At 71.2% G+C, this 24,214-nt stretch carries 24 protein-coding genes; 19 read left to right on the top strand and 5 right to left on the bottom strand.

Annotation, left to right across the window (positions count from 1 at the left end; translation table 11 throughout):
• Positions 1–8: 8 nt before the first annotated feature.
• The 13 genes from rfbB (at position 9) to WFK95_RS12585 (ending at position 12,965) form a co-directional block, all read left to right on the top strand.
• The gene (gene rfbB / locus WFK95_RS12645) at positions 9–1,010 is read left to right on the top strand and encodes a dTDP-glucose 4,6-dehydratase (protein WP_224645321.1); all 1,002 of its coding nucleotides are present in this window, start codon (positions 9–11) and stop codon (positions 1,008–1,010) included.
• A 144-nt stretch (positions 1,011–1,154) separates the two neighbouring features.
• Positions 1,155–1,784, top strand: a complete 630-nt coding sequence (kstR, locus tag WFK95_RS12640; protein WP_224645322.1) for a cholesterol catabolism transcriptional regulator KstR — start codon at positions 1,155–1,157, stop codon at positions 1,782–1,784.
• 128 nt (positions 1,785–1,912) lie between these two features.
• Complete coding sequence (locus tag WFK95_RS12635) at positions 1,913–2,731, top strand: MlaE family ABC transporter permease (protein ID WP_224645323.1); 819 nt, start codon at positions 1,913–1,915, stop codon at positions 2,729–2,731.
• Complete coding sequence (locus tag WFK95_RS12630) at positions 2,731–3,594, top strand: MlaE family ABC transporter permease (protein ID WP_336670932.1); 864 nt, start codon at positions 2,731–2,733, stop codon at positions 3,592–3,594. The genes WFK95_RS12635 and WFK95_RS12630 overlap by 1 nt, the downstream gene beginning before the upstream one ends.
• A 10-nt stretch (positions 3,595–3,604) precedes the next feature.
• Positions 3,605–4,636: an MlaD family protein gene (locus WFK95_RS12625; RefSeq protein ID WP_336670931.1), complete on the top strand. Its 1,032-nt coding sequence runs from the start codon at positions 3,605–3,607 to the stop codon at positions 4,634–4,636.
• Between the two features lies 1 nt (position 4,637).
• Complete coding sequence (locus WFK95_RS12620) at positions 4,638–5,642, top strand: MlaD family protein (RefSeq protein WP_336670930.1); 1,005 nt, start codon at positions 4,638–4,640, stop codon at positions 5,640–5,642.
• Positions 5,639–6,631 (top strand): MlaD family protein, encoded by a 993-nt coding sequence (locus WFK95_RS12615; protein WP_336671059.1) that lies wholly within the window; start codon positions 5,639–5,641, stop codon positions 6,629–6,631. Before WFK95_RS12620 ends, WFK95_RS12615 begins: the two co-directional genes overlap by 4 nt.
• 8 nt (positions 6,632–6,639) lie before the next feature.
• Positions 6,640–7,713 carry an MlaD family protein gene (locus WFK95_RS12610; protein WP_336670929.1) on the top strand — a complete coding sequence of 358 codons (1,074 nt, stop codon included), beginning with the start codon at positions 6,640–6,642 and terminating at the stop codon, positions 7,711–7,713.
• The gene (locus WFK95_RS12605) at positions 7,713–8,738 is read left to right on the top strand and encodes an MlaD family protein (protein ID WP_336670928.1); all 1,026 of its coding nucleotides are present in this window, start codon (positions 7,713–7,715) and stop codon (positions 8,736–8,738) included. The genes WFK95_RS12610 and WFK95_RS12605 overlap by 1 nt, the downstream gene beginning before the upstream one ends.
• Complete coding sequence (locus WFK95_RS12600) at positions 8,735–9,814, top strand: MlaD family protein (RefSeq protein WP_336670927.1); 1,080 nt, start codon at positions 8,735–8,737, stop codon at positions 9,812–9,814. Before WFK95_RS12605 ends, WFK95_RS12600 begins: the two co-directional genes overlap by 4 nt.
• Before the next feature lie 19 nt (positions 9,815–9,833).
• Entirely contained in the window at positions 9,834–11,924 is a 2,091-nt protein-coding gene (locus tag WFK95_RS12595; protein ID WP_336670926.1) for an acyl-CoA dehydrogenase, read from the top strand.
• A 44-nt stretch (positions 11,925–11,968) separates the two neighbouring features.
• Entirely contained in the window at positions 11,969–12,754 is a 786-nt protein-coding gene (locus tag WFK95_RS12590; RefSeq protein WP_224645331.1) for a 2-keto-4-pentenoate hydratase, read from the top strand.
• A 22-nt stretch (positions 12,755–12,776) separates the two neighbouring features.
• Complete coding sequence (locus tag WFK95_RS12585) at positions 12,777–12,965, top strand: ferredoxin (protein WP_013128373.1); 189 nt, start codon at positions 12,777–12,779, stop codon at positions 12,963–12,965.
• Between the two features lie 120 nt (positions 12,966–13,085).
• Here WFK95_RS12585 and dmpG read toward each other — a convergent pair whose 3' ends face one another.
• Together dmpG and WFK95_RS12575 are read right to left on the bottom strand one after the other, a co-directional pair.
• A complete protein-coding gene (dmpG, locus tag WFK95_RS12580) occupies positions 13,086–14,135 on the bottom strand; it encodes a 4-hydroxy-2-oxovalerate aldolase (protein ID WP_224645332.1) in 1,050 nt (349 codons plus the stop codon).
• Positions 14,132–15,040, bottom strand: a complete 909-nt coding sequence (locus WFK95_RS12575; protein ID WP_224645333.1) for an acetaldehyde dehydrogenase (acetylating) — start codon at positions 15,038–15,040, stop codon at positions 14,132–14,134. Before WFK95_RS12575 ends, dmpG begins: the two co-directional genes overlap by 4 nt.
• A gap of 150 nt (positions 15,041–15,190) precedes the next feature.
• Between WFK95_RS12575 and WFK95_RS12570 the strand changes: the two genes are divergently transcribed.
• The 3 genes from WFK95_RS12570 to WFK95_RS12560 are packed head-to-tail and all read left to right on the top strand — an operon-like array spanning position 15,191 to position 17,771.
• The gene (locus WFK95_RS12570; RefSeq protein WP_224645334.1) at positions 15,191–16,408 is read left to right on the top strand and encodes a cytochrome P450; all 1,218 of its coding nucleotides are present in this window, start codon (positions 15,191–15,193) and stop codon (positions 16,406–16,408) included.
• 5 nt (positions 16,409–16,413) lie between these two features.
• The gene (locus WFK95_RS12565) at positions 16,414–16,983 is read left to right on the top strand and encodes a TetR/AcrR family transcriptional regulator (RefSeq protein ID WP_224645335.1); all 570 of its coding nucleotides are present in this window, start codon (positions 16,414–16,416) and stop codon (positions 16,981–16,983) included.
• Positions 16,984–17,018: 35 nt separating this feature from the next.
• Positions 17,019–17,771, top strand: a complete 753-nt coding sequence (locus tag WFK95_RS12560; RefSeq protein WP_224645336.1) for an IclR family transcriptional regulator — start codon at positions 17,019–17,021, stop codon at positions 17,769–17,771.
• A 49-nt stretch (positions 17,772–17,820) separates the two neighbouring features.
• Here the strand turns inward: WFK95_RS12560 and WFK95_RS12555 are convergent, their stop codons facing one another.
• Genes WFK95_RS12555 through WFK95_RS12545 form a run of 3 tightly spaced genes read right to left on the bottom strand, consistent with a single transcriptional unit; the run spans position 17,821 to position 20,177 of the window.
• Positions 17,821–18,510 carry a nuclear transport factor 2 family protein gene (locus WFK95_RS12555; protein WP_336670925.1) on the bottom strand — a complete coding sequence of 230 codons (690 nt, stop codon included), beginning with the start codon at positions 18,508–18,510 and terminating at the stop codon, positions 17,821–17,823.
• Positions 18,511–19,284, bottom strand: coding sequence for a glucose 1-dehydrogenase (locus WFK95_RS12550; RefSeq protein ID WP_336670924.1), 774 nt, complete (start codon positions 19,282–19,284; stop codon positions 18,511–18,513).
• 2 nt (positions 19,285–19,286) lie between these two features.
• A complete protein-coding gene (locus WFK95_RS12545) occupies positions 19,287–20,177 on the bottom strand; it encodes a 3-oxoacyl-ACP reductase (RefSeq protein ID WP_336670923.1) in 891 nt (296 codons plus the stop codon).
• Positions 20,178–20,298: 121 nt separating this feature from the next.
• Here WFK95_RS12545 and WFK95_RS12540 point away from each other — a divergent pair, with 121 nt between their 5' ends.
• From WFK95_RS12540 to WFK95_RS12530, 3 genes are read left to right on the top strand one after another with little or no spacing between them, the layout of a single operon-like run.
• Positions 20,299–21,480, top strand: coding sequence for an acyl-CoA dehydrogenase family protein (locus WFK95_RS12540; RefSeq protein WP_224645340.1), 1,182 nt, complete (start codon positions 20,299–20,301; stop codon positions 21,478–21,480).
• Positions 21,481–21,497: 17 nt separating this feature from the next.
• Positions 21,498–22,574 (top strand): acyl-CoA dehydrogenase family protein, encoded by a 1,077-nt coding sequence (locus WFK95_RS12535; RefSeq protein ID WP_336670922.1) that lies wholly within the window; start codon positions 21,498–21,500, stop codon positions 22,572–22,574.
• Positions 22,571–24,214, top strand: a complete 1,644-nt coding sequence (locus WFK95_RS12530; RefSeq protein ID WP_336670921.1) for a GMC family oxidoreductase — start codon at positions 22,571–22,573, stop codon at positions 24,212–24,214. Before WFK95_RS12535 ends, WFK95_RS12530 begins: the two co-directional genes overlap by 4 nt.

The raw sequence follows: 24,214 nt of genomic DNA, 5'->3' as shown, positions 1-24,214 counted from the left end.
CTGATCCCATGCACATCGTGGTCACCGGCGGCGCCGGCTTCATCGGCGCGAACTTCGTCCGGCGCACCGCCCGGACCCGTCCGGACGTGCGGATCACCGTGCTCGACGCGTTGACCTACGCCGCGAACGAGTCCTCGCTCGACGACCTGCGCGAGCGGATCGACTTCGTCAAGGGCTCGATCGCGGACCCCTCCGTCGTCGACGAGGTGGTCGCCGGCGCCGACGCGGTGGTGAACTTCGCCGCCGACACGCACAACGACAACTCGCTCAGCGACCCGTGGCCCTTCCTGGACACCAACATCCGCGGCACGGCTGTGCTCCTCGACGCGGTCCGCCGGCACGACGTCCGGCTGCACCACATCTCGACCGACGAGGTCTTCGGCGACCTGCCGTTGGACACGCCCGAGCGGTTCACCGAGGACACCCCCTACCGGCCGTCGAGTCCGTACTCGGCGTCCAAGGCGTCGTCGGATCACCTGGTGCGGGCGTGGGTCCGCAGCTTCGGCGTGCGGGCGACGATCTCCAACTGCTCCAACAACTACGGCCCGTACCAGCACGTCGAGAAGTTCATCCCGCGGCAGATCACGAACATCCTCGCGGGCGAGCGACCGAAGCTCTACGGCGCGGGCGCCAACGTGCGCGACTGGATCCACGTCGACGATCACAACGACGCGGTGTGGGCGATCCTGGAGCGGGGCGCGATCGGCGAGACCTACCTGATCGGCGCCGACGGCGAGCGGTCCAACCGCGAGGTGCTCCGCACCCTGCTCGCCGTCATGGGCCGCCCGGCCGACGACTTCGACACCGTCCCCGACCGGCCCGGGCACGACCTGCGCTACGCCATCGACTCGAGCAAGCTCCGCCGCGAGTTGGGCTGGGCGCCGGCGCACGCCGACCTCGACGCGGGCCTGCGCGCCACCGTCGATTGGTACCGGGAGAACCGGGCGTGGTGGGAGCCCGGCAAGGCGGGGGTCGAGGCGGCCTACGCGCGGCGCGAAGCCACCTCCTGACGCCACCGATCGTGTGATCTTCGACCGAACCGGCGTAGAACGCACTGGTCCGGCACGAAAACCTGTTTCAATTGTCGCGACATCACATGCGACCGACCGTCCGGACACCTGCCGGCGGCCGAAGAGATTCCGAGGTGACCACCCATGCCGCCCGAAGGCACCCCCGCCGCCACCGCTACTGCGCCCGCTCCCGCCCCGTCGCGGGAGGACCTCGATACAGCGGGGCAGCGCGAGCGGCGCAAGCGCATCATCGACGCCACGCTGGCGCTCGCCCGCAAGGGCGGCTACGACGCGGTGCAGATGCGCGCGGTGGCGAAGAAGGCCGACGTGGCGCTGGGCACCCTGTACCGGTACTTCCCGTCGAAGGTGCACCTGCTGGTCGCCGGCCTGGTCAGCCAGTTCGAGCGCGCGGGCGAGCGGATCGGGAAGGCGCAGATCCCGGGCGACACCGCGGCGGAGCGCCTGATGTTCGTGCTCGACCGCAACACCGAGGCGCTGCAGCGGGCCCCCCTGCTCACCGAGGCGATGGTGCGGGCCTTCATGTTCGCCGACGCCACGGCCGCGGCCGAGGTCGAGCGGGTCGGCCGCCTGCTCGAGGGCATGTTCGCGCACGCCCTCGGCGTGGAGGACCCCGACGAGCGCCAGCGCGATACGTTCCACCTGATCGCCGATGTGTGGATGGCGAACCTGGTTGCCTGGGTCACCCACCGCGCGTCGGCCACCGAGGTGCAGAAGCGCCTCTCCGTGGCCGTCGATCTCCTCATCAAGGACTGACAACAACGCAGGTCACATCGGGTAGTCCAGGGAAAAACTGAAACACGTACTAGTTTTGCCCCGACAGTTGATACGCTCCTCTCGAAAATGAGGAGAGGACACCCGATGGTGGTATTCGGAGGCCCGGCGTGAGGGCCGCGGCGCTGTACCGGTTGTACCGGTTGGCCGCGATCTTCACCAAGAGCCTGTCCACGATCGGACGCTCGGTGGTGCTCGCCGGCGAGATCATCTCGTGGACCGTTCGCGGGATCCTGAAGCGGAACTTCGCGGTCGGCGAGATGATCACCCAGTCGGTGACGCTGCTGCGGGTCACCACGCTGCCGGCCATCCTGGTGGCGATCCCGTTCGGCGCGGTCGTCTCCGTCCAGGTCGGCGCACTCGTCGACACGGTCGGCGCGAACTCGCTGGTCGGCGCCGCGTCGGGCATCGGCATCATCCGGCAGGGCGCACCCCTGGCCACGGGCGTGCTGCTCGGCGGCGTCTGCGCCTCGGCCATCGCCGCCGACCTCGGATCCCGGACGGTCCGCGAGGAGCTGCAGGCCATGCAGGTCATGGGCGTCGATCCGATCGCCCGCCTCATCGCGCCCCGCATGCTCGCCCTCATGATCATCGCGCCGATGCTGCTCGTCGCGATCGTGGCGGTGGCCATGATCGTGGCCCTCACCGTCTCGGTGTGGCAGTTCGGCCTCAGTTCCGGCGGCTTCTGGTCCTCCTTCGGCGCCTTCTCGGCTCCGTCGGACCTGGCCTTCGCGGTGCTCAAGGCGGAGACCGGCGCGATGATCGTCGGCCTCGTCGCCGGCCTGCGCGGCCTCGAGGCCTCGGGCGGCCCCCGCGGCGTCGCCGACGGCGTGAACTCCTCGGTGGTCCTGTCGATCACCCTGATCTTCCTGTCCTTCCTCGGCCTCACCCAGCTGCAGACGATGTTCTTCCCGAGTCAGGTGGCCTGATGACCACCACGAATCCCCCGGCGCCGGCGCAGGCGAAGAAGAAGACCCCCGCCCTGGACTCGAAGCCCGCCAGCCTGGTCGCGCGGATCGGCGAGGCCGTCGTCTTCGTCGCCCAGTCCATCTACCTCGTGCCCGTCGCGCTGATGAAGTACCGCGGCGAGACCTCGCGGGTGCTCAAGCAGCTGGCGTGGGGCCGCGGGTCCGTCGTGGTCGACGGTGGCGTCGTCGTCATGATGGTCATCCTGGGCGCGGCGAGCGGCGCCGCCGTCGCCATCGAGGCCTACGCAGGCCTCAACCTCATCGGCTTCGGCCCGCTCACCGGCGTCATCGGCGGCCTCGCGAACATCCGCGAGATGATCCCCATCTCCGCCGGCATCGGCTTCGCCGCGCAGGCGGGCTGCCGCATGACCGCGCAGATCGGATCGATGCGGATCGCGGAGGAGATCGACGCCGTCGAGGCCCTCGGCATCCGCTCGATCCCCTACGTGGTCAGCACCCGCCTGATCGCCGGCATCGTCGTGGTGATCCCGGCGTACATGCTCACGCTGCTGCTCGCCTTCCTCACCTGCAAGCTGATCGTGGTCGTCTTCCACGGCCAGGCGCTGGGCACGTACAACCACTACTTCGAGCAGTTCCTCAGCCCGGGCGACATCGCGCTGTCGACGCTCAAGGCCGTGGTCTTCTGCGCCGCCGTCACGATCATCCACTGCTACTACGGGTTCTTCGCCAAGGGCGGCCCGGAGGGCGTCGGCCTCGCCAGCGGCCGTGCCGTGCGCGCCAGCCTGGTCACGGTGCTCACGCTCGACTTCATCCTGACCATCATGTTCTGGGGCATCACCCCCACGATCATCTTCAAGGGTTAGGGGGAGACCGATGTACGAACTGCTCGGCGGCACACCCGGTCGCCAACAACGCGTCTTCTTCACCGTCGGCGTCGCGACGATCGCCGTGATCCTGATCGCCGTCCTCGCGGGCGTCGTCGCTTCCCGCATCCCCGCATCCGACCCGCGGCTCGCGCTCACCGTCGAATCCGCCGACGTCGGGCCCGGCGTCAAGACCGGCACCCGGGTCACGCTGCGCGGCGTGCCCGTCGGCGAGGTCGAGTCCGTGGTCATCCCGCGCGCGGGCCAGGCCCGTGTGGCCGTCCGCCTGGACCGCGGGAGCCTCCGCGGCCTCACCGACGCGCTGTCCGTGCGGTACCAGCCCGGCAACTACTTCGGCGTCACCGAGATGGCGCTGGTGCCCGGCCAGGGCGGCGCCGACCTCCGCTCGGGCAGCACGCTGCGCCCACGCTCCAGCAACGACACGATCTCCGACCTGCTCACGCGCAGCGCGGTGTCGGTGTCCGGCGTCATGACGCCCAAGCTGATCGAGGTGACCCGGAAGGCCACCCAGTACACCCAGGCGATCACACCGCTGCTCCAGGTGGCGTTCTCCGTCGAGCAGCAGAACGCACGATCGGTGAGGGTGCCGATCGGGACAACGCTGCGCACCGTCCGCACCACGCTCGACGGTGCGCCGGGCCTGGTCGAGGGGGCCTTCGAGGGCTGGTTCGTGCCGCAGATGCGGGGCGGCGAGGTCGCGGGCACGCTCGACTACACGGTCAACAACTACGACAAGATCGACAAGACGACCACGCTGCTCGGCACCGGCTTCTTCACGCCGCTGGCCGACATGTTCGGCTCGCACGAGACCGAGTTCACGCCGGGCACCGTCATGCTGCGAGTCATCATGGACAGCACCACCAAGGTGATGCGCACCGTGAGCGTCCCGCGCCAGATCGTCCCGCTGATCACCGGCGTCAACAGCGCCTTCATCACCGTCCCGGAGGGCACCGCACTGCGCATGAACGTCGTCGCCGATCGACTCCCGGGCGCCGCCTCGGTCCTCGAAGGGGGGCGATGACATGCGCGCCAAGAACACTCGGGCCACCATCACCCTCGCGATCGCCCTGATCATCACGCTCGTGATCGCGGCGGGCATCTTCGCCGCGCTGCGCAACCCGGCCGGCGGCGAGACCCGCGACTACGAGGCGCACCTCTCCGACGCCTCCGGCCTGCGGGTGGGCAGCGACGTGCGGCTGCGCGGCGTGCTCATCGGGAAGGTCACGGCGGTCGAGGTCCGCGGCACCGCGGACGGGAACGGCAACGAGGCGGTCATCGGCTTCTCCGCGCAGGACGACCACCCCGTCACGTCGACCACGCGGCTCGCGGTGAAGTACCGCAACCTCACCGGTGAGCGGTTCATCGAGGTCCAGCCCGGCAGCTCCGCGGGCGGCGCCCCCACCACGTCGATCCCCATGTCGCGCACCACCCCGTCGTTCGACATCACGACCCTGTTCAACGGGCTCGCGCCGGTGCTCCGCACCCTGAGCCCCGAGGACGTCAACGAGCTGACGCGGAACCTGTTGGGGCTGTTGCAGGGCGACGACACGACCGCCGCGCAGACGTTCGGGTCGATCGACCGGATCACGGCGAACCTCGCCGACCGGCAGACCGTCATCAAGACGCTCATCGACAACGTCACCCGCGTCGCCAACATGATCAACGACTACTCGCCGCAGGTCGTGGAGTTCATCCTCAACTTCGACCTGCTGTTGACGAAGGTGCTCGAGAACCTCGACGAGTTCCGCCGCACCGCCACCTACGGTCCGGGCTTCGGCGCCGCGACCAACCGGGTGCTCACCGCGCTCGGCCTGTCCAAGGACCTCGACGTGGAGAAGCTCATGCGCACCGCCTTCCAGGACCCGGGCGCCGCGGTGCAGGCGATGGGCAAGCTGCCCGGCCTGTTCACCGGCGTCGCGGCGCTGCTCGGCGCGCCGCCCGCGCCCTGCTCGAAGGGGTCGGCACCGCTGCCGAACAAGGTGACCGTGCTGACCGGCGGAACGAATGTGACGGTGTGCCTGAAATGATCTTCACCGGACGCCCGCCCTGGCGCGGACTCATCAACCGCAGCACCAAGCTCGGCGCGATCGCCGTCGCGGTGGCGCTGCTCATCACGGCCGTGCTGGCCTTCGTCTACCTGCGCCCGCCGGGCCAGAAGGAACTGACCTTCGTCACGCAGGACGCCGCGCTCATCAAGCCGGGCGTGGAGGTGCGCGCGTCGGGCGTGCGGATCGGCTCCGTCTCCTCGGTCGAGCTCCGCAAGGACGACGTGCAGGTGACCACCCGCATCGACGACTCGGTCTTCGTCGGCGACCAGACCTCCGTCGCGGTCCGCATGCTGACCGTCGCGGGCGGCTTCTACGTGGCGGTGTCCTCGGCCGGACGGGCCGCCCTGGGCGACAAGCCGATCCCGCGGAACCGGGTGAGCCTGCCGTACAGCATCGGCGACCTGCTGCAGGACACCCCGGAGAAGCTCGAGCCCGTCGACCGCACGCAGCTCGCGTCCTCGATCAAGGCGCTGAGCACCGGGCTCGACGCGAACCCCGGCTCGGTGGACAACATCGTGGAGGGCGTGAACTCGCTCCTCGGCCAGCTCACGGAGCAGCGGGACCAGATCGGCCGCATCATCAACGTCAGCACCCAGTACGCGACCGGCTTCGCCGAGCAGCGCGAGACGATCATGAACATGATCCACAAGGCGTCGCTGGCGATCGTCACGCTCGACCAGACCGCCACCAACTTCGGCATCGCCTATCAGGGCCTCGCCGGGATGTTCGGGAAGATCAAGCCCTTCCTCGATCTGTACTGGAAGTACCGCGACACCCTCGGCGACGCCTTCGCGAAGATGGAGACGGCGCTGCAGACGACCAACGTCACCATCCCGGCCATGATCGGCGAACTGCAGAAGGCGATCGACACCATGCAGAAGAGCCTGGAGAAGCAGGGTAAGCCCATGTCCGCCGATACGGTGCTCGCCAGCCGCCTCTGCTTCCCGACGGCGACGGTGAGCTGCTGATGCGCCCGATGAGGATCTCTCTGCTCGCCGCCGCCGCGGCCCTGCTGGCGCCGCTGGTGCCCGCCGGGATCGGCACGGCCACGGCTGCCGCCAGCACCCAGTGCGCGTACCTCGCCGACGGCATCGGCCTGTACCCCGACAACGACGTGACCCAGATGGGCGTCAAGATCGGCGCCGTCCGGAAGGTGGAGCCCTCCGGCGACGGGGTGAAGGTCACCTTCGACGTCTCCGGCCGCACGCTGCCCGCCACGGTGAAGGCCGTGACGCGCTCGACGTCGATCCTCGCGGACCGCTCGCTGGAGCTCGTCGGCAACTACTCGTCGGGGGCGACGCTCAACCCGGGCACCTGCATCACCCGCGAGAACTCGGCGACGCCCAAGTCGATCTCCGAGACCACCTCCGCCGCGACCCGCCTGGTCGACTCCGTCACCGAGGGCGGCGCCTCCGCCGACCTCGGTCGGCTCCTCACCCGCCTCGACACCGAGGTCGGCCCGTCGGTGCCGCCGCAGGCCGCGCGCTCGCTGACGAACCTCTCCACCGTGCTCAGTGATCCGGCCGGCTTCCTCGGCGACGTGACCACCGTGGTGAGTAACGTCCGCCCGCTGATGCAGAGCATGGATCAGCAGTGGGGCGAGCTGCTGCTCACCCTGCAGCACGTGGGGAACGTCCTCGACCAGTACGGCAAGATCACCTTCCCGGCGGTGTCCGAGATCTTCCAGACGCTGCCCGTGTTCTTCCTCGTCGGCGACGACATGATGCGCCGCTACGGCCACATCCTGCGGCCCGGCGGCACGATGGCGGCGGACGCGGTCAAGCTGGCCGCGAGCGGCGTGCGGTCCAACGAGGCTCTCGCGCGCATGCTGCCGGTGTTCGGCTCGCAGATCGCGCCGTACCTCCCCCGTGGCGACGAGGCGCCCACGGCCGTCGCGGGCGTCCCCGTCACCACCGTCGCCACCCGCGATCCGAACGCCCTGTGCGCGCAGATCAACGCGCAGGCGCCGGGCGCCTGCACCGTGGTCGCGGGCAAGGCCCAGACCGCCACCGTCGACCTCGCGCAACTGCCCTTCCAGGGAGGCCGCTGATGACCCGCACCCGCAGCGCCGTGCGCTGGCTCCCCCGCCGCGTGTCCACCGCGATCGTGATCGGCGCGGCCGTCGTCCTCGCCGGCTGCGGCGTGAGCCCAGCCAACATGGACATGCGCAACCCGCTCGGCGACGGCGACCAGTACGACGTGCAGCTCCAGTTCGCCGACGTGCTGAACCTGCCCATCGGCGCCCGCATCTCGCTCGGCGGCCTCACCGTCGGCCGGGTGAAGGCCGTGGCCCTCGGCGAGGACGCGGCGACGGTCACCGTCCGCGTCGACAAGACCGTCTCGCTGCCCTCGGACATCCACGCCTCCGTGCTGCAGGACACCCTCCTCGGCGAGGCCTACGTCCGGCTGGAGACGCCCGAGAAGTCCACCGGCACCGCGGCACCGCTGCGCGCCGGTTCGGTGCTGCCGCTGAGCCAGACGAGCCCGCCCCGGTCGGTGGAGAGCACGCTCACCATCCTCGCCGACTACTTCGGCAGCGGCTCGGTGCAGGACGTCAGCAAGACGATCACGCGCCTGAACACCGCTCTGCCCAAGGACCGTCCGCAGTTCGACCTGCTCTCCGCGCAGCTGAACCGCGACATCACCGGCATCGGGGCCGGCACCGCGGAGGTCAACCGCCTGCTCGACTCCGCGACCGAGATGGCCGATCGGATCGCCAAGCAGGAGAAGAACTTCAAGGACACGCTCTCGCCGTACCACCTCAAGTACTGGTCGAACCAGGGCAAGCTCATGTCGAACATCGGCGTGCTGCTGCCGGCCGTCGGAGGCATGCTGCAGCAGGGCTCCTGGCTGATCCCGTTGATGAACTCGTCCTCCGACCTCTTCGAGCTGCTCACCGCCGACATGGTCTCGCTGGGCTCCGCCATCCACGGCGGCTCGATCCTGGTGAACAAGAACCTCGCCCCCTTCCTGAAGAAGCCGGTGGTGAAGGTCGACTCGGTGACCAACACCGCCGGGCAGGACGTCTCCCCCGGCGCACTCAAGGTGCTGCGACTGATCGGACAGGCACGATGACCCGCTCCGGACTCGCCTCCACCCTCGGCCTCATCGCACTGGTCGTGGTCTCCATGCTGCTCCTGGGCAACCAGGGCGTGCAATGGTTCTCGCCGTCGGACGAGCGGGTCGCGTACATCCGCCTCACCGATGCCAACGGCCTGCAGGAGGGCTCGCGCGTCCTCGACCGCGGCGTCGAGGTCGGCAAGGTGCGCGGGCTCACCGTCGACGCCGACCGGGTCGAGGTCGAGGTCGGCTACGCCAAGGACACCCGGATCACCCAGGGCGCCAAGGTCCGCGTGCAGAACCTCTCGGGCCTCGGCGAGACCTACCTGACCATCGCCCAGGGCGACGGCGCCGCCGTCCCCGACGGCGCGCGCCTCGAGGGCGTCGTCGACACCGCCGACTCCACCGTCGGCGCGCTGTCGAGTTCCCTGTCCCGCCTGATGAAGCAGCTCGATCCCGCGACGGTGCAGCGCCTCCTCGCCCGCGCCGACGACGCGCTGCCGGACGGCGAGCGGACGGTGCCGACCATCGACGCCGGAGCGGTCCTCACCGCGACGTCGATCCTGCGCCAGCTGCCCGACATCAGCGACCTGCTGCAGTCCTTCAACTCGATCACGCCGCGCGCCGGCGACGTCGGCGCGCTGCTGCTCAGCCTCGACCAGCCGCTGCGCACCTTCGGCAAGGGCTACGGCGAGATGGCGCCCTACTCCGTCTCGTACATCAGCAAGGGCGACTACCCGAACGTGATCAAGGACGGCATGCTGGAGCTGTTCAAGGTGATCCAGGGCTTCGAGGACGGTGCCGCGCCGAGCGTGCAGTACCTGTCCGAGCTGATGCTCCCGTCGGTCCGGGCGATCGCCGACCCGCTGTCCACCATCAACGGCGGCCAGCTGCTCGACACCGCGCTCGCCTCGGTCCGCGGCCGCTCCGGCGCCGTCACCCTGCGCCTGGCGCCGTCCGACGCCCGCCCCGCGGGCCCGTCGTCGGCGAAGCCGTCCGCCAAGCCCTCGGGCGCACCGTCATCGAGCTCGAAGCCCGCGGCTCCGTCCAGCAGCACCGCACCGTCCAGCACCCCCGCGCAGCCCCGCTGACGCGGGCCGAAGGAGAACCGTGGCCCTCGCGATCACCGATGTCCAGACCGCCCTCGCCGAGTCGATCCGCGACTGGGCCGAGCGCGCGCACCCCGTCGACGCGGTCCGTTCCGGCGACGCCGGCGCGGTCGAGAAGGCCTGGCGCGGACTGGCGGAGATCGGCGTCTTCGGCATCACGCTGAGCGAGGACCTCGGCGGATTCGGCGGTAGCCCGGACGACGCCGCGGCCGCCGTCGAGGCCGCGGCGGCGGTCCTCGCCCCCGGCCCCGTGGCCGGCACCGTCGCCGTGGGCGTCCTCCTGGAGCGGTACCTGGGCGGGACGGACCGGCTCGCCGCGGTGCGCGCGGATCTCGCCGCCGGCGAGGCGCGGGCCGCGCTCGTCGTCGACGGTGACGGCTCCCTCACCGCGGACGCCACCCCGCAGTCGCACCTGCTCGTCGAGTCCCCGTCGGGCGCCTGGCATCTACTCCCGCCGGGGCACCCCGGCGTGACGGTCGAGCCACTGCCCGGCCTGGACACCTCGCGGCCGCTCGCCCGGATCCACCTGGAGGGCCCCGACTTCGACGCGACCACCGAGATCCCCGGGCTGACCGGCGACGACGCCCGCGCCGCGCTCGCGACCTTCGCCGCAGCCGAGGCCGCCGGCGTCGCCGCGTGGACCCTGCGCACCGCCGCCGAGTACTCGAAGGTGCGCGTGCAGTTCGGCAAGCCGATCGGCTCCTTCCAAGCGATCAAACAGATCGTCGCCGACATGCTGTGCCGCTCCGAGCAGTCCGCGGCGCTGGCCTGGGACGCAGCCCGGTCCGTCGGGGCCGGTCCCGAGCACCACCTGGCGGCCGCCGTCGCCGCCGCGGGCGCCCTCGACGCGGCGGTGGAGAACGCGAAGGACGCGATCCAGGTGCTCGGCGGCATCGGCTTCACCTTCGAGCACGACGCACACCTGTACCTGCGACGCGCCACGGCGCTGCGACTGCTGCTCGGCGACACCCCCGGATGGCGCACGCGCGCCGCAGAACTCGCGCTGGCCGGCGTGCGGCGCGGGCTGGACTACGAGGTGGAGGGCGACCACAGCGCCGCCGCGGCGGAGGCGGAACGGATCGCCGGGATGACGGCGGACGAGCAGCGGCGCTCCCTCGCGGAGTCCGGTCTCCTGGTGCCGCACTGGGACCCGCCGTACGGGCGGGGCGCGGGCCCCGCGGAGCAGCTGGTGCTCGACAGCGCGCTGGAGGCGGCGGGGGTCGAGCGGCCGCCGCTGGTGATCGGCGCGTGGGCCGCCCCCACGATCCTGGAGCACGGCACGCCGGAGCAGGCCGAGCGCTTCGTGTGGCCCACCCTGCTCGGCGAGATCCGCTGGTGCCAGCTGTTCAGCGAGCCCGAGGCCGGTTCCGACCTCGCCTCGCTGCGCACGAAGGCGACGCGCGTCGACGGCGGCTGGTCGCTCACCGGCCAGAAGGTGTGGACCTCGCTCGCGCACGAGGCCGACTGGGCCATCTGCCTGGCGCGCACCGATCCGGACGCCGCGAAGCACAAGGGCATCACCTACTTCCTCGTCGACATGCTCTCCGACGGGATCGACGTCCGCCCGCTCCGCGAGATCACCGGCGACGTGCGGTTCAACGAGGTCTTCCTCGAGGACGTCTTCGTGCCCGACGACTGCGTCGTGGGCGCGGTGAACGGCGGCTGGCGGCTGGCCCGCACCACCCTCGCCAACGAACGGGTCGCGATGAGCGGCTCCGGCCTCGGCGCGCGCCTCGAGTCCCTCCTCGCCGACCCCGGCCCGGAGCCCGACCTGGCGGCGCTCGGCGGCCTCGTCGCCGAGGCGGCGTCCTGCACCCTCCTCGACCTGCGCGCCGTCATCGCGAGCGTCGGTGGCCAGGACCCGGGCGCGGCGTCCAGCGTGCGCAAGCTGGTCGGCGTGCAGCACCGGCAGGCGGTCGCGGGGGCCTGCCTGCGGCGCCTCGGGCCCGACGGTGCCATCGCCGGCCCCGAGGACCCGGCCGACGCGCGGTACGAGTTCCTCCTGACCCGGTGCCTGTCCATCGCGGGCGGGACGTCGCAGATCCTCCGGAACGTCGCGGCGGAGCAACTCCTCGGGCTCCCCCGCTCCTGAGTCGTTCCCTACCGCAGGACTGAAACCTGTTCTAGTATTCGAGCATGGACGATTCCGCTGTCTCCGCCGCCGCCGACGCGCTGCTCGGCGCGTACGCCGCATGCGCGCCGATCGACCCGATCATCGGCATGTTTCCCGACGCCACGATCACCGACGCCTACCGGATCCAGCAGGAGCAGGTGCGCCGCTGGGAGGCCTCGGGCGACGCCGTGAAGGGCCACAAGGTCGGGCTCGCCTCGCTCGCGATGCAGCGGCAGATGAACGTCTACGAGCCCGATTTCGGGCACCTCACCGCATCGATGTTCCACCTGGAGCAGATGCCGATCGACACCTCGTCGTGGATGCAGCCGCGGATCGAACCGGAGATCGCCTTCGTCCTCGGCCGCGAGCTCCGCGGCCCCGGCGTCACCGTGGCGGACGCGATCCGCGCCGTCGACTTCGTGGTCCCCGCCCTCGAGGTCGTCGACTCGCGGATCAAGGACTGGAACATCTCGATCGTCGACACGGTCGCCGACAACGCCTCGTCGGGCGGGGTCATCCTCGGCAGCCGGCCCACCCGCCTCGCCGACGTCGACCTGCGCACCGTCGGGTGCACCTTCCGGATCAGCGGCGAACAGGTGGGCACGGGCGCCGGCGGCGCCGTCCTCGGCTCGCCGATCAACGCGCTGGTCTGGCTCGCGAACACCGTCGGCCCGCTCGGCACCACGCTCGAGCCCGGCCACGTCGTGCTGCCCGGCTCCATGACGCGCGCCGAACCGGTGCGCGCCGGAGACATCGTCGTCGCCGACATGGGCCCCCTGGGCTCCGTGACGGCCGTCCTCGCCCCCTGACCGACCCCGAACGGAGAACACCATGAAGATCATCATCGGCGACGCCTGCACCGGTTTCGGTGTCTGCGAGGGCATCCGCCCCGACGTCTTCGAGGTCAACGACGAGGGCTTCGCCGAGGCCACCGACGAGGGCCTCACCGACGCCGACCGCGAGGACATCGAATACGCGGCCTCCCAGTGCCCCACCCAGGCCATCCGCATCGAGAACTGACCCCACCCCCGACTTAACAGCGTTAGCCCATACCGTCACCTGCGGGTTCGGTATGGGCTAACGCTGTTAAGTCAAGGGTAGTGGCCCGACGGTGCCGCGCGGGCACCGTCGGGCCGCCCGTCAGACCTTCTGGGCCGCGGACATCTCCACGGCGATGGCGATGATCATGTCCTCCTGGCCGCCCACGTAGCCGCGGCGGCCGCACTCGTAGAGGATCTCGTACGCGGGCACGCCGTAGCGCTCCGCGGCCCGCTCCGCGTGCAGCAGGAAGCTGGAGTACACGCCCGCGGCGCCCTGGACGATCGAGCTGCGGTCCATCACCGGCAGGCGCGTGATGTACGGCTTCACCACCTCCTCCGCGGCGGCCATGAGCGCGTCCTTGTCGGTGCCGGTCCGCACGCCGAGCTTCTCGAAGGCGGCCGAAAGGACCTCGGTCGGCGAATTGCCCGCGCCCGCACCGAGGGCGAGCAGGGAACCGTCGATCTGCTTCGCACCGGCGCGGTAGGCGAGCACCGAGTTGGCGACGCCGAAGCTCAGGTTCTGGTGGCCGTGGTAGCCCACCTGCGCGTCCTCGCCGAGCTCCGCCACGAGCGCGGCGACGCGATCGCCGGCGTCCTCCAGGATCAGTGCGCCGGCCGAGTCGACGACGTAGACGCACTGGCAGCCCGCGTCGGCCATGATCCGCGCCTGCTTCGCCAGCGCCTCGGGCGTGGACATGTGCGAGAGCATGAGGAAGCCGACCGTCTCGAGACCGAGTTCCCGTGCGGCACCGAAGTGCTGGATCGAGACGTCCGCCTCGGTGCAGTGGGTCGCGATGCGCAGCGCGCCGGCGCCGAGATCCGCCGCGACGCGGATGTCCTCGACGGTGCCCAGGCCGGGGAGCATGAGCACGGCGATCTTCGCCTGCTGCGCCTCGTCGACCGCGGCGGCGATGAGCTTGCGCTCGTCGACCAGCGAGAAGCCGTAATTGAAGGTGCTGCCGCCGAGGCCGTCGCCGTGGGTCACCTCGATGAGCGAGACGCCCGCGTCGTCGAGGGCGCGCACGGTGTCGCGCACGTTCTGCTCGGTGAACTGGTGGGCCATCGCGTGGCTGCCGTCGCGCAGCGACGTGTCGACGATGCGCACGTCCCGGTTCGGGTCGCTCCAGAGGTCGCCGTTGATGCCGGTCATGCGTTCACTCCTGCCAGGATGCGCTGCGCGAGCAGCTCGCCGGCGCGCGCGGCGGCGGCGGTCATGATGTCGAGGTTGCCCGCGTACGTGGGCAGGTAGTCGCCGTTGCCCGCGACCTCCAGGAAGACCGCGACGCGCGCCTTGCCCTCCCAGCCGGGCCGGGGCTCGTCGTACTGCGGTGGGGCCTTGAGCGTGTAGCCCGGGACGTACGCCTGCACGTCGGCCACCATCTTCTCGATCGAGGCGGTGATCGCGTCGCGATCGGCGTCGGGGTCGATGGCGCAGAACACGGTGTCGCGCATGATCATCGGCGGCTCGACCGGGTTGATGATGATGATCGCCTTGCCCTTGGCGGCGCCGCCGACCTCTTCGATCGCGCGGGCGGTGGTCTCCGTGAACTCGTCGATGTTGGCGCGCGTGCCGGGTCCGGCCGAGCGCGAGGACACCGACGCGACGATCTCCGCGTAGCTCACGGGCGTCACGCGGCTGACCGCGTGCACGATCGGGATCGTCGCCTGTCCGCCGCAGGTGATCATGTTGACGTTGGGCGCGTCCAGCTGGGACTCCAGGTTCACCACCGGACAGGCGAGCGGGCCGACGGCCGCGGGCGTCAGATCGACGGCGACGATGCCCGCCTCCGCGTACCGGGGGGCGTTGGCGCGGTGCGCCTTCGCCGACGTCGCTTCGAAGACCAACTGCGGCGGCTCCGGCCGCGCGAGCAGCCAGTCCACCCCCTCGGCCGAGGCCTCGAGCCCGAGCTCGGCGGCGCGCTTGAGGCCGTCCGATTCCGGGTCGACACCCACCATGTAGCGCACGTCCACGTGCTCGCTCCGTCGCAGTTTCGCCAGCAGGTCGGTGCCGATGTTGCCGGGCCCGACGATCGCCGCAATCACTTTCTCCGTCATGCCGCCATCGTCGGCCGCGCGGCGTGGCCGCGTCCACGCCCGCGTTCCGCTCAGCGGAACACCAGCTCCGGACCTCAGCACCATTGACGAACTGCGTTCGAAGTCTTAGATTCGAGACGTTCTATCTTGTTTGTCTCACCAGGAGCATCCATGCCCGCAGTCGCCTTCGCTCCCCGCTCCGCCGACACCTGGGCGGACCCGTTCGCCCTGTACCGCGACCTCCGCGCCACGGGCGCAGTGCACCGAGCCGAGCCGCTGGACGGCGAGGAGCTCGAGTACTACGTTGTGCCGCGCCACGCCGACGTGTGGCGCGCGCTGCGCGAGCCCGGCGACTTCTCGTCCGCGCAGGGGTTGACGCTGCACTACGGCGAGCTCGAGAAGATCGGCCTGCAGGAGAACCCGCCGATGGTGATGCAGGATCCGCCGGTGCACACCGCGTTCCGTCGCCTCGTCGCCCGCGGCTTCACGCCGAGGCAGGTCGCCGCGATCGAGCCCGACGTCCGCGCCTTCGTCGTGGAGCGGATCGAGCGCCTGCGCGGGCAGGGCGGCGGCGACATCGTGCACGAGTTGTTCAAGCCGCTGCCGTCCATGGTGGTCGCGCACTATCTGGGCGTTCCCGCCGCGGACCGCGGGCGGTTCGACGGCTGGACCGAGAGCATCGTGGCCGCGAACTCCGGCGGCGGAGACCTCTCCTCGGTGGTCGCCTCCGCGGCCGACGCGGTCGGCGAGCTCATGGCCTACTTCGCGGCGCTGATCGAGCGGCGGCGCACCGATCCCGAGGACGACGTGGTCTCGCACCTGGTCGCGGCCGGCGTCGGCGCCGACGGTGACCCGGCGGGCGTGGTCTCGATCCTCGGGTTCACGTTCACCATGGTCGCCGGCGGTAACGACACCACGACGGGTCTGCTCGGCGGCGCCGTCCAGCTCCTGCACCGGCACCCCGAGCAGCGACGTCTCCTCGCCGGCGATCCGGGGCAGATCCCCGGCGCCGTCGAGGAGTTCCTCCGGCTCACCTCGCCGGTGCAGGGCCTAGGGCGCACCACCACCCGCCCGGTGGACGTCGACGGGACCACGATCCCCGCCGACCGCCGCGTGCTCCTGCTCTACGGCTCGGCGAACCGCGACGAGCGGGTCTTCGGCGCGGACGCCGATGAGCTCGACGTCACGCGGAACCCGCGCAACATCCTCACCTTCGCGCAGGGGGCGCACCACTGCCTGGGCGCCGCGGCCGCACGCATGCAGTCGCGCGTCGCCCTCGAGGAACTCCTCGCCCGCATCCCGGAGTTCGCCGTCGATCTCGACGAGGTGCGCTGGGCGCCCGGCGCGTACGTGCGCCGCCCGACGACGGTGCCGATCTCCGTAGGATGACCGCCATGACCTCCGCCACGCCGAGCAGCTGGGCCGCGGCCGCCCGGTCCGGCGCGGCGGAGCGCATCCTCGACGCCGCGGCCGCACTCTTCGCCGAGCACGGCGTCGCCGCGGTGGGCATGGACGACATCGCCCGGGCCGCGGGCTGCTCCCGCGCCACGCTCTACCGGTACTTCGCCAACCGCGAGCTGCTGCGGTCCGCGTACGTGCTGCGCGAGATGTCCCGGGCCCTCGACCACCTCGCGTCGACCGCGCCGCCGTCCGGATCCGCCCCGGAGCGCCTCGTCGCCGTGATCGAGGCCGCGGTCGCCTACGTGCGGGACCGGCCGGAGCTGCTCGCCTGGTTCTCCTCGGAGGACTTCGCCGTGGGCCCCGTCCTCGCCGAGAACGCCGGAGCGCTCGCCGCGGCGGCGTCGCGCTCCCGCGTCTCCACCGACCTCCCCCAGCTCGCCGATCCGCAGGTCTTCGACTGGGTCGTCCGGGTCATCGTCGGCCTCCTGGCGCATCCCGGGGCGAGCGCCGCCTACGAGCACGAACTCCTCGTCCGGTTCGTCGGGCCGATCGTCCGCGGATAGCCGTCCGACGGGGCCCGGGCTGGCACACTGTGGCCATGTGTCCCGCTGAGCGGAACGACGGCGCCACCGTCGACCGCATCTCCGCGCTGCTCTCGGCGTACCGCCCCGGCGATGGCGGGCTCGGGGTGTCCGAGCTGGCGCGGCGCACGGACCTGCCCAAGTCGACGGTGCACCGCCTCACCGGGCACCTCGTCGCCGCGGGCCTGCTCGAGCGGTCCGGGACCGACCTGCGGTTGGGCGTGCGCCTGTTCGAGATCGGCCAGCTCGCCACCGGCCACCGCGATCTCGTCGACGCGGCGCGACCGGTGCTCGCGGATCTGCGCTCCGCGACCCGCAACACCGTCCACCTCGCGCGCCTCGAGGGCACGGAGGTCGTCTACTTCGAGGTCCTGCCCGGACCGGACGCGCCGGACCTGCCGTCGCGTGTGGGCGGCCGCATGCCCGCGCACGCCACCGGTGTGGGCAAAGCGATCCTCGCGTTCGCCGACGATGCCGTCGTCGACGGCGTGATCGCCACGGGCCTGCCGCGGCTGAGCACCCGGACCATCACCTCCCCCGCGATCCTGCGCCGCCAGCTGCAGCGGGTCCGCGACGAGGGCGTGGCCTACGAGCGGGAGGAGTCCGGCAACGGCACCGTCTGCGTGGCCTGCCCCATCCTCGACGCCGACGGTGCCCCCGTCGCCGCGATCTCCGTGGCGGGCTGGAGCAACCGCATGCGCCCCGAGCGCGTCGGCCCCGCCGTCCGCGCCGCCGCCCTCACCCTCTCCCGCGTCACCGCCCCCAATTGAACGATGTTTTGGAGAGCATTTCCGCAGGTCGCGTTCTCCAAAACATCGTTCAATCGGGGAGGTGGAGGGTGAGTGCCGGTTCGGTGCCGGTGAGGTCGACGACGGCGAGGCCGCGGCGGTCACCGTCGTAGACGGTGGCGGTGACCGTCGAGCCCGAGGCGAGGACCTTGCCCACCTGCAGCCCTCGCACGTGAAGTAGGTCGGCGGCCCGGCGGCGGCCCCTGCCGCCGACGCCGCGGATCCCGCCGAGGAAGCCGAGGGCGGCGCGCGTCCCGAGGGTGCGGAAGAGGCGGGGGCCGAGGAGTGCGCCCGCGGCGAGCCCACGCGGGCCGGAGAGCAGCAGCGCGGCGATCATCCCCCGCAGCTCCCAGTGCGCGTACAGCCCGGTGATGGCGGCGCCCTCGGGCCCGTCGGTCACGGTGTAGCGCAGGTGCATCGGGATGTGCAGCGTGACGCCCGTGCTCATCGTCGTGTGCACCGTGAGGTCGCGGATCATGAGGCCGGTGCCCTCGCCCGGGACGATCATGTCGTGCTCGACGTCGAAGACGATCCGGTTGGGCGCGATGAACATGTCGTAGAACCGCGCGATCGCGGCCGGATTCGTCTGCGGCGGCGGGCCCACCGGATCGTGGACGGCGCCTCCGGGCGCGAACAACGCGGTCCAGGCGTCCTTGTCGTGCGCGGCGACCGCGGCGGGGGACGCCTCCACCACCCGCCGGATCGCTTCCGTGCCCGGCATCTACAGCTTCAGCGCGTGCGTCGCGGTGGCACCGCCGTCGGCGACGAACTCCGCGCCGGTGCTGTAGCTCGCCTCGTCGGAGGCGACGAAAAGCACCAGCGAGGCGATCTCGTCGGCGCTGCCCTGCCGCCCGATGGGCAAGCGCTGCTTGAGCCAGTCGGTGGGCGGCTCGTTTCCGCCCAGGGCGTCGGCGACCATCGCGGTGTCGATCATGCCGGGGTGCACCGAGTTGACGCGGATGCCGTACTGCCCCAGCTCCATCGCGGCCGACTTGGTCATGCCGCGGATCGCGAACTTGCTGGCGGTGTACGCGGTCAAGTACGGCATGCCGCCCAGCCCCTCGACCGACGACGTGTTGACGATCGACCCGCCGCCCGCGGCCTTCATCGGCTCGACGGCGGCGCGCATGCCGAGGAAGCAGCCGAACTGGTTGATCCGGATCACGCGCTCGTAGTCGGCGAGGGCGGTCTGCTCCAGGGCCGAGAAGAAGAGCACGCCGGCGTTGTTGACCAGCACGTCGAGCCCGCCGAATCGCTCCTGCACCTCGGCGACCGCGGCGGCCCAGTCCTCCTCGCTCGTCACGTCGAGGTGGCGGTAGACGGCCGCGTCGCCGAGCTCGGTGGCGAGGGCCTCGCCCTGCTCGTCCAGCACGTCGCCGAGCAGCACCTGCGCGCCCTCCGCGACGAACCGTCGCGCGACGGCGGCGCCCTGTCCGCGCGCGGCGCCCGTGACGAGCGCCCGCTTCCCACTGAGTCTTCCGGTCGTGCTCGTCATGATCAGCCCTCCAGCTGTGCTGCGACGAACATGCGGTCGTCGCGGTCCGCGAAGTAGTCGCCGACGGCGGCGGCGAGCCCGGCGTCGTCCCACTGGCCGCCGTCGGCGTCGAAGCGGGCCTCCAGGCTCGGCGGCGCCATCAGCGCGACCATCCCGCCGTGCACCACGAAGACCTGCCCGTTGACCTTCGCGGCCTCGGGCCCGGCCAGGAACCGCACGAAGCGCGCGACGTGGTCGACGGACAGCGGGTCGACGGCACCGTCGGGGGCGTCGCCGAAGACGCCCTCCGTCATGGCGGTCCGCGCGCGCGGGCAGATCGCGTTGGCGCGGACGCCGTAGCGGCCGAGGCCGCGCGCCGTGGCGATGGTGAGCGCGGCGATGCCCGCCTTCGCGGCGGCGTAGTTGGGCTGCCCGACGGAGCCGAACAGGAACGCCTCCGAGGAGGTGTTGATCACGCGGCCGTACACCTCGCCGCCCGACGCCTTGGCCGCGTCGCGCCAATACGCCGACGCGTTCCGGGAGAGCAGGAAGTGTCCGCGCAGGTGCACCCGGACGACCGAATCGAACTCCTCGTCGGTCATCGAGAAGATCATCTTGTCCCGGCAGAAGCCGGCGTTGTTGACCACGATGTGCAGTCCGCCCAGGCCTTCCGCGGCGGCCATCAGCGCATCGGCCGTCTCCCGGTCGCCGGAGTCCCCGAGCACGAGCTCGGCGCGGCCCCCGTCGGACCGGATCTGCGCGACGACCTCCTCGGCCGCGGGCGAGACATCGCCCACCACGACGGCGGCGCCGCCGCGGGCGAGAGCCAGCGCCTCGGCCCGGCCCAGGCCGGCCCCCGCACCGGTCACGATCGCGACCTTGCTGTCCAGGCTCTCCGTCTCTGCCCGCGTCATGTGCCACCCTTCGATGTAGGAACCTGTTCCACCGGGGAGCGCGCGCTCCCTCCTTCAAGGAAAATACTGCCGAGAGCGCGGTTTCGTTCCGCTTTTCTAGAACTTGTTCTACAGTGGCGCCATGCGGATCGACTATGCGCCGGAACAGCAGGAGCTGCGGGCCGAGCTGCGCGCGTACTTCGCCCAGCTGATGACGCCCGAGCGCCGCGAGGCCCTGCTCGGGCCGGGCGGCGAGTACGGCGACGGGGAGGTGTACAAGGAGATCACCCGCACCCTCGGCAAGGACGGCTGGCTCGCCATCGGCTGGCCCGAGGAGTTCGGCGGGCAGGCCCGGCCCATGCTCGATCAGCTCATCTTCACCGACGAGGCCGCCGTCGCCGGCGTGCCCGTCCCCTTCCTCACGGTGAACACCGTGGGCCCCGCCATCATGGCGGGCGGCACCGCGGAGCAGAAGGCCGAGCTACTGCCGGGCATCGCCGCCGGCGAGACCCACTTCTCCATCGGCTACTCCGAGCCGGAGGCGGGCACCGACCTCGCGGCGCTGCGCACGCGCGCGGTCCGCGACGGCGACGACTACGTCATCAACGGCCAGAAGATGTGGACCTCGCTCATCGAGTACGCGGACTACATCTGGCTCGCGGCGCGGACGGATCCCGAGGCGCAGCGCCATCGCGGTGTCTCGATCCTCGTGGTGCCCACCGACGCCGAGGGCTTCTCCTGGACGAAGGTGCACACCGTCGCCGGGCCGGGCACCTCCGCCACCTACTACCAGGACGTCCGGGTCCCGGTGACCTCGGTCGTCGGCGACCTGCACGGCGGCTGGAAGCTCATCACCAACCAGCTCAACCACGAGCGCGTGGCCCTAACCTCCGCGGCGCCCCTGCTCGACTCGGAGCGGCAGGTGCGGCACTGGGCGCAGAACACCAGGCTGGCCGACGGCTCGCGCGTGATCGACGCCGAGTGGGTGCAGACGCACCTGGCCCGCGTGTACGCCCACGCCCAATACCTCAAGCTGCGGAACTGGAAGATCGCCTGGGCCGCCGACCACAGCGAGCTCGGCCCCGCCGACGCCTCCGCCACCAAGGTCTTCGGCACCGAGTACGCCACCGAGGGCTACCGCCTGCTGATGGAGGTGCTGGGCAGCGCGGGGATCATCCGCGCCAAGTCGCCGGGCACGCTGCTGCGCGGGCGGATCGAGCGGCTGCACCGCAGTTCGCTGATCCTCACGTTCGGCGGCGGCACCAACGAGATCCAGCGCGACCTTATCGCTGGTGCCGGACTGCACCTGCCCGTGAGCCGCTGAGCAAAGGAGAGGCACCCATGGACTTCACCGTTCCCGAGGCACAGACCGACCTCGCCTCGCTCACTCGCCGGATCGTCGAGGACTGGGCTGAGAAGAACCCCCAGCCCGGCGATTCGGGCCTGTCCCGCGACCTGTGGGCCGCGCTGGCCCGGTCCGGCGTCCTCGACGCGGCGCTGCCCACGTCGGTCGGCGGCGGCGGCCTCGGCGTCACCGCCCACGCCGCGGTACTCGCCGAGCTCGGCCGCACCGTCGCCCCCGCCCCGTATCTGGACACCGTCCTCGTCGGCGCCGAGATCCTCGCGGAGTACGGCACGCCCGAGCAGATCGAGACGTGGCTCGTCCCGGTGCTGCGGGGCGAGGACACCGTCGCCTTCGTCTTCAGCGACGACCACACCGGCTTCACGACGACCGTCTCCCCCGACGGGTGGCGACTCAACGGCGCCCAGACCGCGGTCTCGTCGGCGGCCTTCGCCGACACCCTGCTGATCGAGGCGACCACGCCGGAGGGGCCCGCGCTGTTCCTGCTGCCCCGGGACGCCAAGGGCATCAGCATCACCCGGCAGCACGTGGTGAACGGCTCCGACGCCGCGCTCGTGGAGGCCGCGGCCGTGCCGCTCCCGCGCGGGGCCCGTCTCCTCGGCGACCCCGCCCGGGCCCGCCGCCTCGCGATCATCGGTTGGTGCGCCCTGCAGGCCGGCATCACCGAGCGGGCACTCGAACTGACCGCCGACTACGCCCGCACCCGCGAGCAGTTCGGCAAGCAGATCGGCAGCTTCCAGGCCGTCCGGCAGCGGCTCGCCGACGCCTACATCGACGTCGAGGCCGTCCGCCTCACCGTTCTCGAGGCGGCCTGGCGCGAGTCCGAGGGACTCGACGCGACCGCCGAGATCGCCACCGCCAAGTTCTGGGCCGCCGAGGCCGGACATCGGGTGGCGCACACCACCGTCCACGTGCACGGCGGCGTCGGCATCGACACCGATCACCCCACCCATCGCTACTTCGTGGCGGCCAAGCGCGCGGAGTTCGCGCTCGGCGGCGCGACGGCCCATCTCCGCGCCCTCGGCGCGACCCTCGCCGGAAGGAACCCCGCATGATCCGCAAGCTGTACAAGACCGCGACCACCCCGCTGTCGCCGAACGAGGCCGTCGACTACGTCGTGATCGGCTCGGGCAGCGCGGGTTCCGTCGTGGCGGGCCGGCTGGCCGACACCGGCGCCACCGTCGCGCTGCTCGAAGCGGGTCGCAACGACAACACCCGGCTCGCTCAGGTACCGGGCATGATCTCGATGGTCCACACGGTGCCGCAGCTCAAGTCCCGGGTCGCGTGGAAGCAGTACTCGGTGCCCCAGAAGTTCGCCAACGACCGGCGGATCCCGATGACGCGCGGCAAGATCCTCGGCGGCTCGAGCTCGATCAACGGCATGCTGTTCGTCCGCGGCAACCGCGCGAACTACGACTCGTGGGCCGCCGAGGGCGCGACAGGCTGGGACTACGAGGGCGTGCTGCCCGCGTTCAAGCGACTCGAGAACTGGGAGGACGGAGCCACCGACCTGCGCGGTACCGGCGGCCCCATCGAGGTCACCCGCCAGCGCCACCTCACCGCGGCCACCCGGTCCTACATGCAGGCCCTCTCGTCCACGCTGGACACGCCGGTCATCGAGGACTACAACGGACCGTCGCAGGAGGGTGTCAGCGTCTTCCAGCAGAGCGCATCGGGCGGAACGCGGTTCAGCTCGTCACACGGCTACCTCCGCGGAGCGCGACCGAACCTGCGCGTGCACGTGGGGGCGCACGTCAAGCGGGTGGTGATCGAGAACGGACGCGCCACCGGCGTCGAGGTGCTCGACGGCAACTCCGTCACCACGATCCGCGCCAACCGCGAGGTCATCGTCTCCGGCGGTGTCATCGGCACCCCGCAGATCCTCATGCTCTCCGGCATCGGACCGGGTGCGCACTTGCGCGAGAAGGGGATCGACGTGCACGCCGACCTCCCCGTCGGCCAGAACCTGCACGATCACCTCTTCGTCCCGCTGACCTTCCTGATGAAGGATGCAGTGCACAAGGGCACGCCCCCGTACTTCGCGAAGGGCCTCGCCAAGGAGTGGCGCAGCCCCGGCGAGAGTTTCATGGCCAACACCGTCTTCGACGCCGCCGCCTTCGTGCGCACCTCGTACGCGAAGGACATCCCGGATCTGCAGATCCACTGCCTGCCGTGGAACTACCCGACGCCGAACCAGGACGCCGACAAGCTGCACATGGTCGATCCGCGGCCGGGTCTGACGATCCTGCCGACACTGATCTACCCGCAGAGCCGCGGCGAGCTGCGCCTGAACTCCGCGAACCCGTTGGATCAGCCGTCGATCGACCCCGGCTACCTCAGCGACCCGCAGGACACCGAGGTGCTCATGGAGGGCATCGGCATGATCCGCGAGGTGATGAGCCACCCGTCGGTCGCACCGATGGTCAGCGAGGAGTTCACCCCGGGCGCCGCGTACGCGGACGACGCCGCGCTGCGCCGCGAGCTCCCGAATCGCGTGCACTCGGTGTACCACCCGGTGGGCACCTGCCGGATGGGCACCGACGAGCGCGCCGTCGTCGATCCCGAGCTCAAGGTCATCGGCGTCGAGGGGCTGCGCGTCGCGGACGCCTCGATCATGCCGTCGATCACGGGCGGCAACACGAACGCCCCGTCGTACATGATCGGCGAGATGTGCGCGCGGTTCCTCGGCGCCTGA

Source organism: Tsukamurella sp. USMM236 (genome assembly GCF_037148755.1).
Classification (GTDB): domain Bacteria; phylum Actinomycetota; class Actinomycetes; order Mycobacteriales; family Mycobacteriaceae; genus Tsukamurella.
The sequence above is the reverse complement of the archived record's forward strand: the minus strand, read 5'-3'. Positions and strand labels throughout refer to the sequence as shown.

Excerpts from the sequence above, each read along its gene's own strand:
- kstR (WP_224645322.1), top strand. The coding sequence starts at position 1,155 with ATGCCGCCCGAAGGCACCCCCGCCGCCACCGCTACTGCGCCCGCTCCC.
- WFK95_RS12535 (WP_336670922.1), top strand. The coding sequence starts at position 21,498 with ATGGACTTCACCGTTCCCGAGGCACAGACCGACCTCGCCTCGCTCACT.
- rfbB (WP_224645321.1), top strand. The coding sequence starts at position 9 with ATGCACATCGTGGTCACCGGCGGCGCCGGCTTCATCGGCGCGAACTTC.
- WFK95_RS12625 (WP_336670931.1), top strand. The coding sequence starts at position 3,605 with ATGTACGAACTGCTCGGCGGCACACCCGGTCGCCAACAACGCGTCTTC.
- WFK95_RS12555 (WP_336670925.1), bottom strand. The coding sequence starts at position 18,510 with ATGCCGGGCACGGAAGCGATCCGGCGGGTGGTGGAGGCGTCCCCCGCC.
- WFK95_RS12550 (WP_336670924.1), bottom strand. The coding sequence starts at position 19,284 with ATGACGAGCACGACCGGAAGACTCAGTGGGAAGCGGGCGCTCGTCACG.
- WFK95_RS12610 (WP_336670929.1), top strand. The coding sequence starts at position 6,640 with ATGAGGATCTCTCTGCTCGCCGCCGCCGCGGCCCTGCTGGCGCCGCTG.
- WFK95_RS12575 (WP_224645333.1), bottom strand. The coding sequence starts at position 15,040 with ATGACGGAGAAAGTGATTGCGGCGATCGTCGGGCCCGGCAACATCGGC.
- WFK95_RS12590 (WP_224645331.1), top strand. The coding sequence starts at position 11,969 with ATGGACGATTCCGCTGTCTCCGCCGCCGCCGACGCGCTGCTCGGCGCG.
- WFK95_RS12605 (WP_336670928.1), top strand. The coding sequence starts at position 7,713 with ATGACCCGCACCCGCAGCGCCGTGCGCTGGCTCCCCCGCCGCGTGTCC.
- WFK95_RS12540 (WP_224645340.1), top strand. The coding sequence starts at position 20,299 with ATGCGGATCGACTATGCGCCGGAACAGCAGGAGCTGCGGGCCGAGCTG.
- WFK95_RS12530 (WP_336670921.1), top strand. The coding sequence starts at position 22,571 with ATGATCCGCAAGCTGTACAAGACCGCGACCACCCCGCTGTCGCCGAAC.
- WFK95_RS12600 (WP_336670927.1), top strand. The coding sequence starts at position 8,735 with ATGACCCGCTCCGGACTCGCCTCCACCCTCGGCCTCATCGCACTGGTC.
- WFK95_RS12545 (WP_336670923.1), bottom strand. The coding sequence starts at position 20,177 with ATGACGCGGGCAGAGACGGAGAGCCTGGACAGCAAGGTCGCGATCGTG.
- WFK95_RS12560 (WP_224645336.1), top strand. The coding sequence starts at position 17,019 with ATGTGTCCCGCTGAGCGGAACGACGGCGCCACCGTCGACCGCATCTCC.
- WFK95_RS12565 (WP_224645335.1), top strand. The coding sequence starts at position 16,414 with ATGACCTCCGCCACGCCGAGCAGCTGGGCCGCGGCCGCCCGGTCCGGC.
- WFK95_RS12615 (WP_336671059.1), top strand. The coding sequence starts at position 5,639 with ATGATCTTCACCGGACGCCCGCCCTGGCGCGGACTCATCAACCGCAGC.
- WFK95_RS12620 (WP_336670930.1), top strand. The coding sequence starts at position 4,638 with ATGCGCGCCAAGAACACTCGGGCCACCATCACCCTCGCGATCGCCCTG.
- dmpG (WP_224645332.1), bottom strand. The coding sequence starts at position 14,135 with ATGACCGGCATCAACGGCGACCTCTGGAGCGACCCGAACCGGGACGTG.
- WFK95_RS12585 (WP_013128373.1), top strand. The coding sequence starts at position 12,777 with ATGAAGATCATCATCGGCGACGCCTGCACCGGTTTCGGTGTCTGCGAG.
- WFK95_RS12630 (WP_336670932.1), top strand. The coding sequence starts at position 2,731 with ATGACCACCACGAATCCCCCGGCGCCGGCGCAGGCGAAGAAGAAGACC.
- WFK95_RS12570 (WP_224645334.1), top strand. The coding sequence starts at position 15,191 with ATGCCCGCAGTCGCCTTCGCTCCCCGCTCCGCCGACACCTGGGCGGAC.